Source organism: Pseudoalteromonas sp. 1181_04 (assembly GCF_052850545.1).
On the sequence record NZ_VXCS01000011.1, the window covers coordinates 108,162 to 126,886 of the forward strand.

General features: G+C 42.3%; 16 protein-coding genes. 5 read left to right on the forward strand and 11 right to left on the reverse strand.

What is annotated here, in order from left to right:
• Window positions 1–55: 55 nt before the first annotated feature.
• The 5 genes from FW757_RS10910 to FW757_RS10930 form a co-directional block, all read right to left on the reverse strand.
• Window positions 56–454, reverse strand: coding sequence for a hypothetical protein (locus FW757_RS10910; protein ID WP_145234441.1), 399 nt, complete (start codon window positions 452–454; stop codon window positions 56–58).
• Between the two features lie 70 nt (window positions 455–524).
• On the reverse strand, window positions 525–1,469 hold the full coding sequence (locus FW757_RS10915) for an ornithine cyclodeaminase family protein (RefSeq protein ID WP_182717610.1): 945 nt from the start codon (window positions 1,467–1,469) through the stop codon (window positions 525–527).
• Between the two features lies 1 nt (window position 1,470).
• On the reverse strand, window positions 1,471–2,556 hold the full coding sequence (locus FW757_RS10920) for a M24 family metallopeptidase (protein WP_182767320.1): 1,086 nt from the start codon (window positions 2,554–2,556) through the stop codon (window positions 1,471–1,473).
• Window positions 2,553–3,602: a proline racemase family protein gene (locus FW757_RS10925; RefSeq protein WP_145234449.1), complete on the reverse strand. Its 1,050-nt coding sequence runs from the start codon at window positions 3,600–3,602 to the stop codon at window positions 2,553–2,555. The genes FW757_RS10920 and FW757_RS10925 overlap by 4 nt, the downstream gene beginning before the upstream one ends.
• A 205-nt stretch (window positions 3,603–3,807) precedes the next feature.
• Entirely contained in the window at window positions 3,808–6,801 is a 2,994-nt protein-coding gene (locus FW757_RS10930) for a TonB-dependent receptor (RefSeq protein ID WP_182717612.1), read from the reverse strand.
• 330 nt (window positions 6,802–7,131) lie between these two features.
• Between FW757_RS10930 and FW757_RS10935 the strand changes: the two genes are divergently transcribed.
• Window positions 7,132–8,100 carry a dihydrodipicolinate synthase family protein gene (locus FW757_RS10935; protein WP_145234584.1) on the forward strand — a complete coding sequence of 323 codons (969 nt, stop codon included), beginning with the start codon at window positions 7,132–7,134 and terminating at the stop codon, window positions 8,098–8,100.
• 465 nt (window positions 8,101–8,565) lie between these two features.
• Here the strand turns inward: FW757_RS10935 and FW757_RS10940 are convergent, their stop codons facing one another.
• The 6 genes from FW757_RS10940 to FW757_RS10965 all read right to left on the reverse strand — a co-directional run bounded on the left by FW757_RS10940 (window position 8,566) and on the right by FW757_RS10965 (window position 13,478).
• On the reverse strand, window positions 8,566–8,787 hold the full coding sequence (locus FW757_RS10940) for a hypothetical protein (protein ID WP_182717613.1): 222 nt from the start codon (window positions 8,785–8,787) through the stop codon (window positions 8,566–8,568).
• A gap of 277 nt (window positions 8,788–9,064) precedes the next feature.
• Complete coding sequence (locus tag FW757_RS10945; RefSeq protein WP_182717614.1) at window positions 9,065–9,856, reverse strand: Cthe_2314 family HEPN domain-containing protein; 792 nt, start codon at window positions 9,854–9,856, stop codon at window positions 9,065–9,067.
• Between the two features lie 124 nt (window positions 9,857–9,980).
• Window positions 9,981–10,649 carry a GntR family transcriptional regulator gene (locus FW757_RS10950; protein WP_145234461.1) on the reverse strand — a complete coding sequence of 223 codons (669 nt, stop codon included), beginning with the start codon at window positions 10,647–10,649 and terminating at the stop codon, window positions 9,981–9,983.
• A gap of 135 nt (window positions 10,650–10,784) precedes the next feature.
• Window positions 10,785–12,281 (reverse strand): aldehyde dehydrogenase (NADP(+)), encoded by a 1,497-nt coding sequence (locus FW757_RS10955; protein ID WP_182717615.1) that lies wholly within the window; start codon window positions 12,279–12,281, stop codon window positions 10,785–10,787.
• A 13-nt stretch (window positions 12,282–12,294) separates the two neighbouring features.
• Window positions 12,295–13,296: a 4-hydroxyproline epimerase gene (locus FW757_RS10960; RefSeq protein ID WP_182717616.1), complete on the reverse strand. Its 1,002-nt coding sequence runs from the start codon at window positions 13,294–13,296 to the stop codon at window positions 12,295–12,297.
• The gene (locus FW757_RS10965; protein WP_145234469.1) at window positions 13,296–13,478 is read right to left on the reverse strand and encodes a hypothetical protein; all 183 of its coding nucleotides are present in this window, start codon (window positions 13,476–13,478) and stop codon (window positions 13,296–13,298) included. The genes FW757_RS10960 and FW757_RS10965 overlap by 1 nt, the downstream gene beginning before the upstream one ends.
• 269 nt (window positions 13,479–13,747) lie before the next feature.
• Between FW757_RS10965 and FW757_RS10970 the strand changes: the two genes are divergently transcribed.
• The 4 genes from FW757_RS10970 to FW757_RS10985 all read left to right on the forward strand — a co-directional run bounded on the left by FW757_RS10970 (window position 13,748) and on the right by FW757_RS10985 (window position 18,679).
• The gene (locus FW757_RS10970) at window positions 13,748–15,037 is read left to right on the forward strand and encodes an NAD(P)/FAD-dependent oxidoreductase (RefSeq protein WP_145234472.1); all 1,290 of its coding nucleotides are present in this window, start codon (window positions 13,748–13,750) and stop codon (window positions 15,035–15,037) included.
• 25 nt (window positions 15,038–15,062) lie between these two features.
• Window positions 15,063–16,283 (forward strand): M24 family metallopeptidase, encoded by a 1,221-nt coding sequence (locus tag FW757_RS10975; RefSeq protein WP_182717617.1) that lies wholly within the window; start codon window positions 15,063–15,065, stop codon window positions 16,281–16,283.
• A 144-nt stretch (window positions 16,284–16,427) separates the two neighbouring features.
• Window positions 16,428–17,075: a DsbA family oxidoreductase gene (locus FW757_RS10980; RefSeq protein ID WP_138554903.1), complete on the forward strand. Its 648-nt coding sequence runs from the start codon at window positions 16,428–16,430 to the stop codon at window positions 17,073–17,075.
• Window positions 17,076–17,266: 191 nt separating this feature from the next.
• Entirely contained in the window at window positions 17,267–18,679 is a 1,413-nt protein-coding gene (locus tag FW757_RS10985) for a YfcC family protein (protein WP_145234478.1), read from the forward strand.
• Window positions 18,680–18,725 lie beyond the last annotated feature (46 nt).

Consider the following 18,725-nt stretch of genomic DNA (forward strand, 5'->3'; position numbering starts at 1 on the left):
ATAACTAAAAACTAAACAATATAAGTGAGTTGCATACCAAGCATGCTCGTTTACCTCACGTTAAAAAATAGCTCCCCACGCACAAACTTAGACCGCTAACCAACCAAACTAATGCATAGCTTTGCCATAGTTGTGAGTTGTTATAAACCTTTTGCGGGTTATTTTTATCAACCAATACACTGCAAGGCTCGCCTTGTTTGAATCGTGTGAGCAGGGTGTTGTCGTGACTGACCAATACGCTATACAAATGATTGTTAAATCTAAAGCTAACTAACATTGACTGTGACGGCAATAGTTCATGAGCACCAATACGAGTATTAACCGCATTAGTGATGTTATCAATCACACACACGCGCCAGTGATGTTTGCTTATTTTACACTTTAACCACCTAAAAAGAGGCAGTAACCCTGCAAAAATAAAACACACACCCAATATCAATAGCACAGTATTCATCTTTCACTTACCTTATAAAACTAAAACAGACACACAGCACACACATTAAAAACTCACCACAAATTATCTATTAGTTCTGTAGAGATTGATAAACTTGATTTGCAGCAATCAAGTCACTCAGTGCTGTACCAACTGATTTAAATACCGTTATATCCGTTTCGTTAAAACGGGCTACGGTATTTACCTTCGCTAAATCAGCTAATTCAGCACATACGCTTTGCTCGCAAAATACACCTTCACTTATTGGTATTAATAATTCACCTGCTTCTCCTAATACATTGGTTTTACTATCAACATAAACGCGGCTACGAGTAATTGTGGCGGTGTCGCATTCGCGATGGTCACTCTGATGATTACCGATTAGGTCAACATGCGTGCCTGATTTTAACCAGTTGCCATCAAATAATGGCACTTGAGAGCCGGTCGCGCAGCTGATCACGTCAGCACTGTAAATTACTTCTTGCGTACTTTGCCCAATGACAAACTCAACATCAGGATATAACTGCTCTAAACAACTTTGCAGGGCGACTACTTTTAAATGATTACGCGCCACCAGCGTTACTCGTTTAAAATTACGAACAGCCAAATGCGCACGCACCATATACTCGGCTAAGTTACCACTGCCAAAAAATACTAAATGATTACTATTCTCTCGGGATAAATAACGACTCGCAAGCGCCGATACGCTTGCCGTACGCCATAAAGTAATACTCGTGCCATCTACCAGTGCCAACGGTTCGCCGTGCTCGCGCGAAAACAACATTATTTTAGAATACAAAGAATCAAAGCCCGCCTCGCCATTATTAGGAAAATAAGTAAATGCTTTTACGCCAATCACTTGTTCATTCCATGCAGGTAACACAGCAAACGCATCCCGGCTACCGCTGTTGCTATCTAACTCATAGACGTTACGCTTTGGCATAGTAAAATCGAGGGCAAAACCTTGCTGCATAGCAGTGATTAACGAGTCAAAATCAAGGGCGTTATCAATGTGTTTTTTATCAATAACTTGCATTTTATAACTCCAGTTCGAATGGTTTAGGTGCGTGAGTTAAAATTTCATAACCCGTGTTGGTGATCAAGATGTCCTCCTCTAAACGCACCCCGCCATATTCAGAGATATAAATACCTGGCTCTATGGTGATCACATTGCCCACTTCTAATACGTGCTTAACGTTGCTATTGATAAACGGCTGCTCGTGTAAAAATAGCCCTAAACCGTGGCCAAGCCCTTGTCCTGCCCATTTTCCAAAACCAGAGCCATCCAATACTTGTTGTGATGCATTTTGTAAATCAATGCAATCAACCCCTGGCTTAATTAAATTAATAGCAGCTTGTTGTGCAGTCGCAACTGCATTGTAAATTTGAACTTGTTTGCTTGACGCTTTACCTAATACATAACTACGTGTCATGTCTGAGCGATAGCCATTAACAACAGCGCCAAAGTCTAGGGTAATAAAGTCGCCTTCTTTAAGTGTTCTATCACTGGGGCTACCATGGGGCAGCGAGGTACGCTCTGCGAACATTAAAATCGTTGCAAATGACATTCCTTCAGAGCCTAATTTTTGCATTCTAAACTCTAGCTCTAAGGCTAAATCACGTTCGCTTACACCTACTTTAAAATATGGAATAGTGTGTGCAAGTGCTTCATCCGCAATCGCAGCCGCAGCTTTTATTTGTGCTACTTCCCAGTCATTTTTGATCATGCGCTGACGTTCAATTACTCCTTGAATTGGCATTAATGTGTGACCACTCAAATCACTAGCAATTTGCTGCCACAATGCCACATTAATAAATGCCGCATCAAAACCTAAATGGCTGTTAGCAGGTAAAAAACGGTTAATACAACAGCCTAAACTTTCGCTATCACGGTCGCGGCTGATCACTTCAAACCCTTGGCACTCAGATTGTGCGCGCTCAAAGTAACGATAATCAGTAATAAGTATGCAGCTAGCTTGCGTCACAATTGCATACGCGGCATTACCACTAAACCCGCTCAAGTAGCGAATATTCTCATGCCCTAACACTAATAACGCCGTTAAGTTTTGCTCTACCATACGTTGTTTTAGTAATTGTTGGCGTACTAAAAAATGATTATTCATCGAAAAATAAATCCTTGTTTTAGGGGATCTGTTGGATCAATTAAAAAGGTATGTTTACCCGTCACAAAGGCTGTACCCGTAACACGAGGAATAATCGCAGACCGTGCTTTAACCTCACATGTTTGCTTAACCATTACATTAAATGCTGAGCCTAAAATGCTCTCAATATTTACACTTTGTCCTACCGCTAATTCGCCTTTGGCAAAAGCTAATGCAGCACGAGCGCTTACGCCCGTGCCTGTAGGGCTTCGATCAAGTTCACCTTCGGCAAATACACACACATGACGGCTAAAGTGGTTAATTTGTGATAACTGGCTATTGGAGTAAAAAATAACCCCATATAAAAAACCCAGTGCCTGATCGGTTGGGTGCGTTGGCTGATATTGATTAGTCACTTGCTGTTTAATGGCTTTCCCAAGGCTAATTATATGTCCATGATTGTCAGGTGCTAAGCTTAAATTAAGAGTATCTGCATCAACAAATGCGTAGTATGCACCGCCAAACGCTATATCACAGCTAACCGAACCACACATCGGCAAGCTTATTTTAACGTCTAATTTATCAACAAAACTGGCGACATTATCAAAATATACTTGCTGTAACTGATTATTGTTAAGTTCAACATACGCTTTTATAAGCCCAGCTGGAGTGTCTATTCTTAGTTCATTATAGCCATCTTTAAAGTCAACAAGTGCGCAATCTTTTGCAGCGGTAGCCAGTGCAATAATCGCATGCCCGCACATGGTGCTATAACCTTCATTATGTAAAAAAAGTACGCCAAAATGGCTATCTGAGCGCACAGCACAAGTGATCACTGCGCCATACATATCGGCATGACCACGAGGTTCAAACATCAATGCTTTTCGTAAATAATCAAAACGCGCTAAACAATCGGCACGCTTTTCAAGCATCGTATCACCTGTAAGTTGCTCAAAGCCATCAACTATAATACGCAATGGTTCACCACCAGTGTGCATCTCTAAAGTATGTATTTGTAACCAATCATTATTAGGCTGCTGCCAATGGGAAAATAAAGTCTGGGTCATAATTAACTCCTTCACTTTTGTATACAATATATCTCAATATTTTTTAGTGCAATAACTTTAATAAAAAATGCTGAGCAGTTACCTACTCAGCATCAAGGCTGTGTTACTCTTAATGAGAATGTGCTTAAACATTTTGTCAGTTTTAGTTTTCGCTTGTTAGATACTATTTACTAAAACGACAATTTACAGCCACTTACCAGGGAACTTAAAATTCTATACGTGCGGTTAACGATATATATCGAGCACCTTGGCGGCCAGTTACTAAACCATAATCTGGGTTGAGCTCTAAGCCATTATCGCCATATTGAGCTCGCTCCTCGTTTATCGATACCGCGCTATCTCCATCGAATAAGTTATATACCGTGCCTTTTAAGGTCATGTCAGAGCCAAAAAAGTCAGTATAATAAGTCAGTGACATATCCACATTAGTTAACCACGGTAAGTTACCTTTGCTTCCGCGTGGTGCCGGGTTACCATTTTCATCATAGTGCGATGCTTGGTCATAGTATTTACTCACACATGCATCCCACGGGCTTCCTTGCTCGCAGCTATCAACACCTTCAGGGTGAACTGAGAAGTAGCTCTTTGGACGACCCGATGTAGTTCGCGCAACTAAACCTACAGTCAGTGAATCGGTAATATTATACGCGCCACTAAATTTGATTGCGTGGCGGTGGTCATTTGGTAAATTACCATAGCCATGATCCATCAAATCGCCATAGTCGTAAGAGGTCGTCCAACCAGGATCTGCTTGGTCGTTATCCGTTTTAACTAAACCTTCCGTATTACCGTAGCTATGTGACCATGTATATGAAGTATTGATACGCAAGTCATCGGTTACATTGCCATCTAAGGTAAACTCAAGGGCCAAATATTTGCGTTGTGCTTCGGCAAGTGCAAGCTCATCAGCACTTAAATTAACGTTATCTATTTCTCCATCACCATCAAAGTCATACGACATTTGAATCGCTTCACCAGGATTATTAAGCACATAATATGAACCCTGCCCTACGTTATCGGTGATCCCCATTTCGGCAAGTTTCTTGGCAAGTATAGGGCCTACATCCGTGTCTTCAACACTGCGCCCAAGGTCGCGGTAAATAGCACGTACGCCGGCAGACATAGAATCAAAAACTTCTTGTTGATACCCTATTGTGAACTCATCGCTGTACATTGGTTTTAAAGAAGACGAGGCAATTAACCCAGGTTCAGTAATACCACGCTGGCGCCAGCGTCTATCTCGTAACATATCACCTCTGCTAGGTGAGCCGTCAGCTAATAAAGTAGGCGAGCCATTGCCTTCTAATTGATCTAATTCAAAATACTCAAACCATTCAATTGATGCAGAGCCTTGAGTGATATTCATGTTCGCAGATACTGGCTGAAAATAGCGCCCGTAAGTGGCAAATATTTTAGCGCTACCGTCACCCGATACATCATAAATAGCCTGTAAGCGTGGCGCTATTTGATTATCAATATCAACAAATGCTCGGCCATCTGTCACCGTATTTTCAAACTGGCTATAACGCAAACCCATATTAAGGACTAAATTATCAGTTGCTTGCCATGAGTCATTAATATAAAACGCCAGTGAAGTTGTATCTGAATCGACCTCACGGCTACGGACCCGCCTTTCGATAAAGTCACTCCCCAGCGCAGCACTTGATATATCATTTTCACCAGCAGTTTTTATAGTCCACCAGCCTTGTGCATCCCCAATACCATTTTGGCCTTCAAAATAATCAACCTTCACATTGGTGTAATCAATACCAAATTGAATTGAATGCATATCCAAGTCCCAGTTAAAATCAATTCTGGCTTGGTCACGAATATACTCTTCTTCCGTTATACCGGAATTTGTATGCTGGCTTAGAGTTACAAAACCGTCACGTTCATCCCACACGCCGGGATTAGGTGATGCTACAACGTTCTCAACATTTTCAGTAACACGACCAACAACGGCTGACACTGAAAAAGTATCTGTGAGGTAGCCATTGTAGTTAATACTGTATACATTGCCGCCATCTTCGCCTGGTGCATCGACACCTTGTTGATCACCTACCACATTATCTTGCCAACTATACGCAAACGTTTTATCAGTCCAAGTACGTTTATTGTTCATTGCAGAGAAACCAATAGAGTGATCTTCATTAATAAACCAATCCACTTTGGTGAACCAACGGTCTTCATCACGCTCAAAATCAGAAAAAGTGGTTTGCCCTGCGCTATTAGACTCTTCTCTGCGTGGTGCAAATAAACCATAAAAGAACAGGGTATCTTCAATAATTGCACCACTTGCCCATAGCTGTACTTCTTTAAAGTCGTAACTGCTTTGCTGTGTATTAGTGTTTATTGTCCCACTATCTTGAAATATTGAATCATGTTGACTACGAAGGCCATCAGGATCCCAGCGCACCTCTGCACCGAATTTAAAGTCGTTATCGCCCGATTTAGACACAGCGTTTACAATGCCGCCTAATGCACCACCAAATTCAGGGCTTACACCACCGGTTTTAACTTGAGTTTGGGATATAGCTTCCCAAGGAAGGCGAATGGAACCTAAACCAGTACGAATACTCGTTACATTTAAGCCATTAAAATAGTAGCCATTTTCAGCAGCCGATGAACCACCAAAACTTGATGCGCCTTTAAAATTAGAGCCACCAGGTGCAGCGGTACCTGGCGCAAGTAAAGCAATGCTCTCAAAGCCTGTATTAACCGGCATTGCTTTAAGCTCAGCATCACTAAACGTTAAACCGGAGGTAGAGGAAGCCATATCTACACGACGAATTGCCGAACCTGTTACCGCGATACGCTCTATATCAGTACCAGCTTTATAAAGTTGTACATCGAGAATGATTGATTGACCAATGGTCACTGCTACATCTTCTTCAATTAGTGTTTGATAGCCATCTTTTACAATCGTTACATCGTACATACCCACCGGTACATTACGTAATAAGTAATCGCCTTCAGCATTACTCGTAATAGTGTAAACAAGCCCTTTACTCTTGTGTTTAAGTGTAATTGTTGCGCCAATCAAATCATTACCAGAGTGTGCAACAATATGACCTTTTACAATACTACTACCATCTACGGCCTGCGCAGCTGGTGTCATTATTAATGCAGCTGTAACAGCTGTTGCCAGTAGGGTTTTAACACCCACTCCCCGAGTTTGCTTTTTATTATTCGTAAACATGAAATGTTCCTTTGATCCTGTTGATTTTTTGTTGCCAGGCTAACCTTGACGTAAAAAATATACACTCTTTACATATTGTATACAATATGTAATATACATTTAATTTACGTAAAATTAAAAAACAAGATGGTTCATGTCAAACTTATTCAAAAACAATATTTATAATCAATTGCTTGCAAACTCACACTGAACACCTAAAAAGTAACAGAAGTGAGCAAAGTAATTAATACAGGGTTTAGTTTATTTTTATTCCGGCCTTGCCGAAAGCAATTTAGCTGATACAATCTAAATGTATAATGTATACAATATGTATTTATAAGAGGAAATATGATGCAAACGAACAGTAAAGATTGGCGATATACAGTTATGCCGGCCGTATTTACATGGCTAAAAGAGTCAGAGTCCGGAGCCCTGGAAATAGACCTTGATACAACAAAAAAATACGCTGCAGATATTTTAAAAGTGCAAGGAAAGGGGGGTACTCGTATGGGTGGACTTGTTGGCTCTGGTACGCTGGGTGAAAACAGCTACCTAAGTGCTGAGCAACGCCTTTCTTTACTAAAAGCCCTTTCAAGTGTTGCTAAAGAACACAACGTTCCTTTAATCAGTGGCGCAGCGGCAGAAACCAAAGAAGAACTAGCCAAAATAGTAAAAGAACTCGCAACGGTCGGCGTAGATACCGTTATGGTAATGCCACCAAAAACCAAAGAAACACCTTGTGATGAACAGATGTATGCTTACTACGCGCTTAGCGCCTCAGCGGCAAAAGAGGCCGGCATAACAATAATGCCCTATAACAACCCTGACGCAGCGGGCTACCATGCGCTTTCAACTGATCTGCTTACAAGGCTTGCAGCTCTACCAGAGGTAACTGCGCTTAAAATATCAACTATCGATGTGTCAGTTATTGAAACAATGATGTTAGAGAACAAAAATTTAAAAGTATTGGCCGGTGTTGACACCGTTACTGTACATGCAGGACTCGCAGGCGCATGTGGCGGCATTACAGGTGTGGGCTGCATATTCCCAAAAGCGAGTATTACAATGCAAGAGTATGTAAATAACGGAGAATGGGCCGAGGCAAACAAAATCTCTCAAGCGATGAACTCTATATCCTATCTTGATGCACAGCCGTTACTTTTAGAATACCTTAAGTTTGCTTTTGGCATTCATCATAATGATCTAACAGGTGGGCTTCGCACCTTTGGCAAGAAGTTAACCCAACAGCAAATTGATGACGTGCACACACGGTATGCCCTAGCAAAAGAACGACTTGAGGTCCTCGATTTACTAGACTGATGTTTTAAAATATTCAAATAGCAAAAACTCCGTTGTTACGGAGTTTTTATCTTTACAGATTGGCTATTTTTGAGATTGTTACATCTTATTTTATTCAAAACAGGCCTAGGCTACTTGCCATGATTAGGTTAACCGATGAATGTCTCGGCTCTGGCATCCTGCTTCGTTCTACCTTCTAAATCTATTTAGTCGTAGTGCCCCAGAAAGTCCAAAAGGATATGGGAAAAACCTGGCTGCGATAAGATCGCAATAAGAGATTACTGCGTAACGCACCCTAGATGTGTTTGCCGTAAGCTACTTGCTTAACAGCCACATCGACATACGAAGTAAACGAATTTGCTTATTGAATTAGAGTTGATTTTTGATTGACCTTCAATTTATAAAACGGTCAAAAAGAACACTATTGCCTATTGACAGAGTTAAGGCTCATATGTATTAGGCAATTGATTCTGCAACATAAATACATCAAACGCAATTACTAACTTCACCCGCAGCAAATGTAAGAGTTTTACCTTTAGTTTTAATAAAGTAAGGTGTGATTTTATGACGTTGATCTGGATATTGAGGATGAGGCACTTCAAATGATGGTTCGTCCATGTCGTTCCAAGGATACTTCCAAATATTAATACCATTGATTTTTTTAGTTTGGGATTCAAAACCAATATCGTGATACTGCCAACCATCCATGTAAATCACCTAACGAGGCTGTAGTATAACTCCAACAGCCAAATTCAATTAAAAGACGAGCTCCTGTAATTAACTCTAAGCGTTTTTAAAGCATTAGGTAATGCATTTGGAACCCATAAAACTGGCTGTCTTTCTTAAAAAAAGAGTAATTCTACAGCCTCAACCCCCAATTAAGGTGTGGGCCACGCTACCACGATGCTCAAATTGAACACCGTAAACACTGAACTAGCCCTAAACTGAAACTGCCAAGCGTGGGGAATCACTCTTAAATTGCTTGTTAGCTATCTTTTTCACAATGCAGTGGGAAATGCTGCGACACTCCCATTGCAGAACCGCATGATAGCCTAAGGTGTGTATCACGATAGTGGTCATAGCAATTATCAACTAAATTGATTGTAGCTCTTAATGCCACCTGCACTTCTTGAACTACTAGATCACAAATTTTGTCACGGGAGTTTTCATAAATACCGACCAAATCATAATCAGTGTTGTCGATAACTTTGCCTTCCATCCACGACATATTTTTGAACATTTTATCATCGCCAGTATAGAGTTCACTGAATCCCTTGTGTGCTCGGTCATTACGATCAGTCCGCAATTCTTCACCGGTTTTATCAAGAGTTTTTAAGTCCTCTAGAATTTCAGGGTACTCTGTTTTGAGAGCTTTTTTGAGTTGCTTAATATTTAACTGAAAATCAGAAAGTCCTAGCTCCAAAACTTCATTCACAAAATGAAAGGCTATATCTCTCAAGCTGGAAAAACGGAATAAAGTCAAATCAACGATAGATTTAAGCCAGTCGTATCTATTTATGTCTTGAACGCTGGATTTAACTGGAACAGTTTCAACCCCAAGCATTTGAGGGATAACCCGCAAATCAATGAATTGTTGTTCAAGCATGTTAAATCGGACATAGGTTAATTGTGCATAAGCCATATGTGGGTCAGCTTCAGAAAACTCTTCCCAGTTTTTGTAAGGCAAGTCATGCAAGAAATAACAATTTATCGAGTCGTATAAAACACCCTTGAAGCTAGAGTCTTCCAGATCCCACCAATGATATTCATTATTCATAGATACTCGCAATTTCTGACAGATAGCTAACAGCCTTTTACCAAGAATACCGATAAACACTCTTGAGTGATTACCCTGAACTGCGTAAACACACATTAAAATTTATAATAACAACTTATTAAGGTTACCTTTTTTCGTCTTCGATTTTTAATAATAGCTTTTTAATGTCGTTTTTGGCGCCCAAGATATGCTTTTTCAAAAAGTCACAGGCTTTTTTAGTGTCTTTTGCGCGACAGTGATTTAACAATGTGCGGTGCTCTTCGGGTGCGGTGGTTAAACCACCAGCCAGTAAAATATGCATGCGCACGTAGCGCTCTGAATTTTTACTATACATATCTACCAGCTCACGGGTTTGTGGCCGTTGCGCGCGCGAATATAATTTACCATGAAATCGACTATTTAAATCGCCTGTGGCAAGGTGGGTGTCGCCCGCATCCATAGCGCTTTCAAGCTCAGTTAAAATAAGCTCAGCGTCGATTAAATCTTGATCTGTTAAACCGTCTATTGAATGGCTTAATAGCTCTGCTTCAAGTAAGGCTCTTAAATCAAAAATCTCATCAATTTGTGATGCTGAAAGCTCTGTTGCCGTAGCTCCTTTGTGCGCTTCAAAGTTAACAAGCCCTTCGGCTTCAAGCTGAAGAAGTGCCTCACGTACAGGAATACGACTTACGTTCATCTCTGTTGCCAGTGCAGCTTGACGTAAGGGCTCGCCTGCTTTAATTTCACCAGAGAGAATTTTTGCGCGAATTGCTTCTGCAACAAGCTGGGTGCGGGTTTTGTGCTCGATAGCCATGGTGATCCTCTTACATTGCATTTAGCATACATTATACTCAAGTTCACTCATATGCCAAGTGAGAATCTGTCTGTACCCTATATAAACAAGGGGGAAAGCGGGAATATACAATTTGCATATCCCGCCCAATAAATCCTATGCTTGATAACAAATTGGTCGCATAAAACGTAACATTGCATTTGCGCCCACAGAGGTACTGCGTACATCGGTTGAACTTGGGAACGGCCCACCGTGGTTCATTGAAGCGCACACTTCAACACCTGTTGGCAGCTGATTTTTTATCAAACGACCTACTTTATATTGCAGCGCTTCGATAAGGCTATCGGCGTTGTTTAAATCAGCTTCAGTGCCATGAATACTGGCGGTTAACTGCCCTTGTAATTGGTTTATCAATGTCATGAGCTGCTGTTCACTGTCGTAGCGCACCACTAACGCAGCAGGGCCAAACACTTCTTCTTGCAAAGCTGAGATTGCTAAATAGTCATCAGCATTACAAGCAAATACATGTGCATTAGCATGAAATTCATGCTCCAGCTTGCCTTTACCCAGCACGCTAAGCTTATCAAGCTGAGTTCGCTCTGCTATTTGGTGTTTAAAGGTTTTAACAATCCCAGGGGTGAGTAAAGTGTCTGATGGGGCATCATTAATACACGCTGTTATATGTGCTTCGAGTTCGTCACACCCGGTTGGTACTAACCAAAGCCCTGGGCTAGTGCAAAACTGCCCGTTCCCCATCAGCATTGACTGGCAAAGTGATTGTGCCATCTCTTTGCTATGTTCAATGGCTTTATTGAGTAAAATAACTTGTGGGTTAATACTGCCAAGCTCACCATAAAATGGTATCGGCTCTTCACGCTTGGCAATTGTTGCTTGCAGCTTGCTGGCCACATTAAATGAGCCTGTAAACCCCACCGCTTTTATTGCCGGCGCAGCCACTAATTGATGCGATATGTCGTAGGCTTTACTTTGTACCATTGCAAACACGCCTAACGGCATTGCACATTCTTTAATGGCTGCAAGCGCCACACGTGCCATCAACTCACCCGTTCCTGGGTGCGCGGTGTGGTTTTTTACAATTACTGGGCAGCCTGCTGCAAGGGCTGCGGCGGTATCGCCGCCCAGTGTTGAAAAGGCGTAAGGGAAATTAGATGCACCAAATACAGCCACCGGCCCCAGCGGTAAATAGTTAAGTTCAGTGTGCGGCTTTGGTAACGGTGCTCTGGTGGCATCTGCTTCATCCACTATTTTTAAACCCAGTGGCGATTCAGGGTTGTCACGTAATGCATTAGCAAAGGCTTTAAGCTGATTTACGGTGCGCATACGCTCACCTTGCAAACGTGCCAGCGGTAAGTTGGTTTCTTGCTGTGTTTGCTCAAGTAACTCATCACCAAGCGCTAAAATATGATCAGCAATACATTCTAAAAAATCTGCTCGTTGTGCAAAACTGGTTTTACGATATTCATAAAACGCCGATTGTGCGGCTTCTATTGCACTGTCTAACTCAGTGGCGCTGAGGTTAAAAAAGCGCGTTGCGAGTGGTTCATTGCGGGCGGGGGAAAATGCGTTAAATTCACCATTTCCAGAGTGACCGAGCCATTGCCCTGCTACTAAACTTTGTCCTGTTAATGTCATGCTTTGCTCCTCATTAAATTACTTGAAACCCAAATGCGTATGGGTCATCGTCATCTACGGTGATAGCACTTGTGCCCGTCACCCTAGACCAACCTTGAATACTTGGTAAGATAGCTGTTATGCCTGCGATCTCTGTTACGTGTTCAATGCAACCAATAAACTGGCTGCCAATATAACTTTCGTGAATAAAATTTTGCCCTTGAGCCAACTGCCCTTTGGCAAATAGCTGTGCCATACGAGCGCTGGTGCCTGTTCCACATGGCGAGCGATCAATGGCTTTATCACCATAAAAAACTGCATTTGCGGCGTCTGAATTGGCATTTTTTGGGGTGCCTGTCCATAAAACATGGCTTGCGCCTTGAACGGTTGAGTCAAGCGGATGAACACATTTAATTTTGGCGTTTATTGCATCACGCACTAGCGGGCTATATTGCAAAATTTGCCCAGCCGTTAAATGTTCAATGCCTTTATAATTACCCTGTGGTTCAACAATAATGTAAAAGTTGCCACCATAGGCAATATCTACCTCAAGCTCGCCCAATTCAGGCACTTCAATAACTATCGACTGATGTGCTAAATACGCAGGTACATTATAAATTTTTACCCACTGTACTTTACCACCGGTCATTTCATAATTGATTTGAACACGCCCAGCAGGTGTGTCTAACAATAGGGTCCCTGGCACTTTTGCATGTAACAAACCATGCTCTAAAGCAAACGTAACGATACCCATTGTGCCGTGGCCGCACATAGGCAAACACCCAGATGTTTCAACAAATAAAATAGCGGCATCGCCGTCTTCCGTGGTCGGTGGATATAAAAATCCGCCCGACATCATGTCGTGACCGCGAGGTTCAAACATCAGTGCTTGGCGGATCCAATCGTGATTTTGCAAAAAATCTTGGCGCTTCTCACTCATGCTCTGCCCGCTCAATTGCGGGTGACCACTGGTTATAAGCCTAACTGGGTTGCCACAAGTATGGCCGTCAATACAAAAAAAACTTCCTTTACGCATCACTTAGCCCACTTTAATTTTGTTAGGTTAGTAGGGCTTGCTATAGCCAGTGCAATCATGCCGTGAACAGCTTTGTTGATCAGTTCATCGCTCATGTTTGCTGTTGTTGCAAAGTTAATGGAGTCGTCTGCACTAAACTGAGCCATTACTGCTGCACAGACTCCTTGCCAAGTTACTGTCATTTTAATTACCTGATTGATGTTTAGGCTTGATATCATAGGTATATTGTATACAATAATCAATATCCCACCTTAAAGTTTGTTAAAAGGTTTATCTTCTGAGGCTCTTTTGGGATTGGGAATAACTACTTAAGAAACTGAAAAACAATGCTTATTTACTGATTTAATACAGCGGGATTTTTTTCATAAATCACTGTTTAAAGTGAGATGCAATGTATACGCGCCTACAAATCAAGTGTTTGGTATTACTTTTATAGAAGAGGTAAATTATTTTGGCGGATAAAAATAAACAGCAAGTCGCCGTTATAGGAGCTGGTATTATTGGCATTTGTAGCGCATTACAACTACAACGAGCAGGTTTTGCAGTCACCTTGTATGATGAAAATGGTTTAGCGCAAGGCTGCTCTAAAGGCAATGCTGGACACTTTGCGACTGAGCAAGTGTTTCCGCTTGCGCACCCTTCACTATTAAAGAAGCTACCCGGTATGTTATTCAATCCATTAGGGCCGCTACGGATTGATTGGCGTTATGGCTTTAAAGCCCTACCTTGGTTTTGGCAATTTGTTAAAAACATGCCAAGCAAGACTTATCGCACTAACACACAAGCACTTAAGGCGTTAAACCAACTAGCGATCCCCGCTTATGAGCGCTTACTCAGTGAGTATAATTTAGGCCACTTACTAACTAAAAAGGGCAGCTTACTGACTTTTGAGACCACCCCTCTTAGTAAAATTAACGCTATGCTGCGCAGCTACCTTGATCAGGGTATTGAGGTGGAGTTACTTGATGGCGAACACGTGCGTCTACTAGAGCCCAATTTAGCTAAAACCATTACCTACGCTTTATTATTTAAAGAGGTGGCTCACAGTGTTGATCCGCATTTATTTTGCCTCAACTTAGCAGAACAATTTAGCGCGTTGGGCGGCCAATTTTGCCAACAAAAAATCACCTCGATACAGCCTGCAAAGCAAGGTTATACACTCAGTTGCCAAAATCAAATTGTCACAGCGAATAAAGTAGTCATCGCCGCAGGCGCATGGAGTAACACACTATTGAAACCTTTAGGCTACAAAGTGCCGCTTGATACTGAACGTGGTTACCATTGCATGCTAGCCAGTAATTACGGGCTTTCACGCCCTGTGGCCTCTGCCGAGCGTCACTTTATTATGACTCCCATGAGCCAAGGCCTACGCATTGCTGGCACGGTAGAATTTGCCGGCACCAAACGAAAAATGAATAACAAACGCGCATTAGCATTATTACCCAACGCTAAAGCATTACTGAATAGATCAGCCTTTTCATTACATGCTAACAGTACCTGGATGGGCTGTAGGCCATCGCTACCGGATTCATTGCCCGTTATTGGTAGCGCCCCGAACCACGATAACCTGTACTTTGCTTTTGGCCACCAGCACTTAGGATTAACCCAAGGCGCCGTAACCGCAGAGCTAATAACCGCACTGTGTTTAAACCACCCGCCGCAAATAGATATACACCCTTATTGTGTGAGTCGCTTTTCAACGCAACCCGCTTGCAGTAAAGCACAGCCACACGCACAATAGCCGCATATAAATAAAGGAGAGCACCATGACAACATTCGGAATTGGTACGCAAACTAAAGAGCAAGCACTCGCCGGTCTAAGCGATATGACGGGCGATTTAATGCCTATTCAGGCTGATGAGCATTTAGCGCGTATTGCCAAAGCACAAGCCTACATGCAAGCCAATTGTATTGATGCAATTTACTTAAATGCAGGCACTAACTTAACCTACTTTACCGGTATGCGTTGGTATGCCAGTGAGCGTATGGTAGGCGCAATATTACCGGCTAAAGGCGACGTACAATACATTGCCCCGTATTTTGAAATTGGCTCACTAAACGGTTTTAAAGTCATCGATGGCCCTATTCGTGGTTGGCAAGAGCACCAAAACCCTTATGCTTTATTTGTTGAAATACTCGCAGAAATGGGCATTGCGGCTAATGGCACTGTTGGCATTGACGAAAGCGCACAGTTCTTTATTTTTGATGGTATAAACAAAGCACAAACTGGCTTAAACCTAGTCAATGCACAACCTGTGACCGCTCATTGTCGAATGCATAAATCAGCCAACGAGCTGGCACTGATGCAACGCGCTATGGATATGACGTTAGCGGTTCACCAAGCAACTGCAAGTATGTTACACGAAGGAATCAGCACGAGCGAAGTTGAAGCGTTTATCAAGCAAGCACACCAAAAAGTAGGTGCTCCAGGTAACTATTTTTGCATCGTATTATTTGGCGTTGCAACCTCGTTCCCACATGGCGTGAAAGACCCGCAAATTCTTAAAAAAGGCGATATGGTACTGATTGATACTGGCTGTAAAGTACATGATTATTTATCAGATATTACCCGCACCTATGTGTTTGGTGAGGCCACAGAGCGCCAACGCCAGTTTTGGGATTACGAAAAAGCCGCGCAAATCGCCGCCTTCAACGCTGCAAAAATTGGTGCGCCTTGTGAAGCAGTCGATGCCGCCGCGCGTAGTTACTTAGCCGCGCAAGAGCTAGGTCCTGAATATCAAACGCCAGGTTGCCCCCACCGCACAGGCCACGGTATTGGCTTAGATATTCACGAATGGCCTTATTTAGTCGGCGGCAACAAAACCCCACTTGCAACAGGTATGTGCTTTAGTAATGAGCCTATGCTAGTTATACCTGATGAATTTGGCGTTCGCTTAGAAGATCATTTCTATATGACTGATAAAGGGCCAAAATGGTTTACTGAGCCTGCCCATAGCATCGAAGACCCTTTTGGTTTAGCTGACTAAGCTAGTCCATCATAACGACTGCACGGTAAACGCTTACCGTGCAGTTTAAGCACTTATTTCTGTAAATTGAAAATCCCCCCTCTTGAATTAACCCCTTCGCGCCTGCATATAGACCCGTACACACTGTAAAAAATAGGCTCACTCATGAAAAAGCTAAAAATCGACATCGTTTCAGACGTAATGTGTCCTTGGTGCATTATTGGTTATAAAAACCTTGAAACAGCATTAGCGCAATTAAGTGACGAATTTTCAGCTGAGATCAGCTGGAAGCCATTTGAGTTAAACCCAGATATGCCAATTGAAGGGCAAGATTTAAATGAGCATTTACAACAAAAATATGGCCTGAGCGAGGAGCAAGGCGACGAAAACCGCAAACGTATTTTAGAGATGGGTGAAAAAGCAGGCTTTACCTTTAATTTTGACGGTAAACGCATCATGATCAATAGCTTTGACTTACATCGCTTACTCACTTGGGCTGCCACTGAAGGCAAACAAACCGAGCTAAAACTCGCTTTATTTAAAGCCCACTTTACCGATTTAATTTTCCTTAATGAGCAAGACAACCTACTTGATGTAGTACAAAGTGTTGGTCTTGATAGAGCCCGCGCAAAAGAAATTTTAGACTCAGGCGAGTATTTCCAAGAAGTACGCAGCGAGCAAAATGCGCTACAGCAAATGGGCATTTCCTCAGTGCCAACCTTTATCATTAACGATCAATACGCCCTCACTGGCGGCCAGCCAAGCGACGCATTTGTGCAAGCATTTAAACAAATCGCCGAGCAAGAAGCGTAATAAAATGACAAGCGACGCAATTTACCTGTTGCGTCGCTTTTTAACTAACTTTCTTCTTTAACTTAGTGCCCCCCGTTACATTCCTTTACAGACTGACGTTGCTATTTTTATTGTGATTTTATAACTCGTGTTATCCTTAACAAAAAACAGCGAGGCATATCTGCTGCGCCAATTATAAAAATGGAGAACGTATGAGTAATTCTTTCAAAGTACCGCATACTTTGATTTTACTGCTAGGTATGATGGTCACTGCGTTAGTTGCTACCTGGTTAGTACCACAAGGTTTTTTTGACACAACACTCACCGAGTCTGGTCGGGAAATGGTCCTTGCGGGCACCTATCATACGGTCGCTGAACGTCACTATCTTACCCCTTGGGATTTATTAACGGCGATTCCGCGCGCCTTTGCTGCGGCGCAAGATGTGATCTTTTTTGTCTTGATTGTTGGCGGTGTACTGGCCATTGCCCGTGCTACCGGCACGGTTGATGCGTTGATTGGCCGTTTACTTGAGCGCCATGGTAAAAAGCCGCAACGACTTATATTTATGGTGGTTTTTTGTTTTGCCTTAGCATCAAGCAGTATTGGTACAGCGGGTGAATATATTCCATTTGTATTAATATTAGTCGCTCTTTGTAAAGCTATGCGCCTTGATGCAATGACAGCAGTAGGGATGATTGTAGCCGGTTACGGGATTGGTTATGGCGTGTCTGCGTTTAACCCATTCACAGTGTTAATTGCCCAGCAGATTGCTGAAATTCCTGTTTATTCTGGTTTATGGTTGCGCTTAGCGATATTTGTGCCCTTTGTACTAATTGGTTTTCATCATGTGTGGCAGTACACTAAAAAGGTGGCCGCCGATCCAAGTAAATCCATGATGCTTGATGTGCCTTGCCCTCTCAATGATCAAGCAACACCGCATTACCCTGAACTTGCACTGCGTCATAAATTAATTTTAGGTAGCTTTATTGTCACGCTAGGTGTTGCTGTATGGGGTATTGCAACCAAAGGCTGGTACTTATACGAATTAGGCGGCGTGTTTATCGCGTGGGGTGTGTTGATCGCTATTCTGGGCCGTTTATCTGCCGATGATGCTGCAAACCGCTTTATTGAAGGTGTTTCAGATCTCGTCACCACCGCTATTTTAATTGGTGTTGCCCGTGGTATTGCTTTAATCCTTGAAGATGGGCAAATATTGCATAGCTTAGTGCATGGCATGTCACTGCCATTATCTTATGTGAGTGCTGAAATATCAGCCATTGGCATGTTAGTAATTCAAACAGTGCTTAATACCTTTATTCCGTCAGGTTCTGGGCAAGCGTATGTCACTATGCCACTTATGGCACCACTGGGCGATTTAGTCGGCGTGCCACGCCAAGTTGCAGTGCTTGCGTATCAATTTGGTGATGGCTTTTCAAATATGATTATCCCTACCAATGCGGTATTAATGGGAATTTTAGGCATGGCGGGTGTCCCTTATGGGCATTGGTTCCGTTTTTGTTTACCACTATTACTTAAATTGATGTTAGCAGCATCGATTGTGCTCGTACTTGCAGTGATGTTTGGTTATGGTTTGGATGTACAACCAAGTGCCGTTGGCAGCTAAAGTTACTGGATACTTAAACGAAAAAACCACCTTTGTAGGTGGTTTT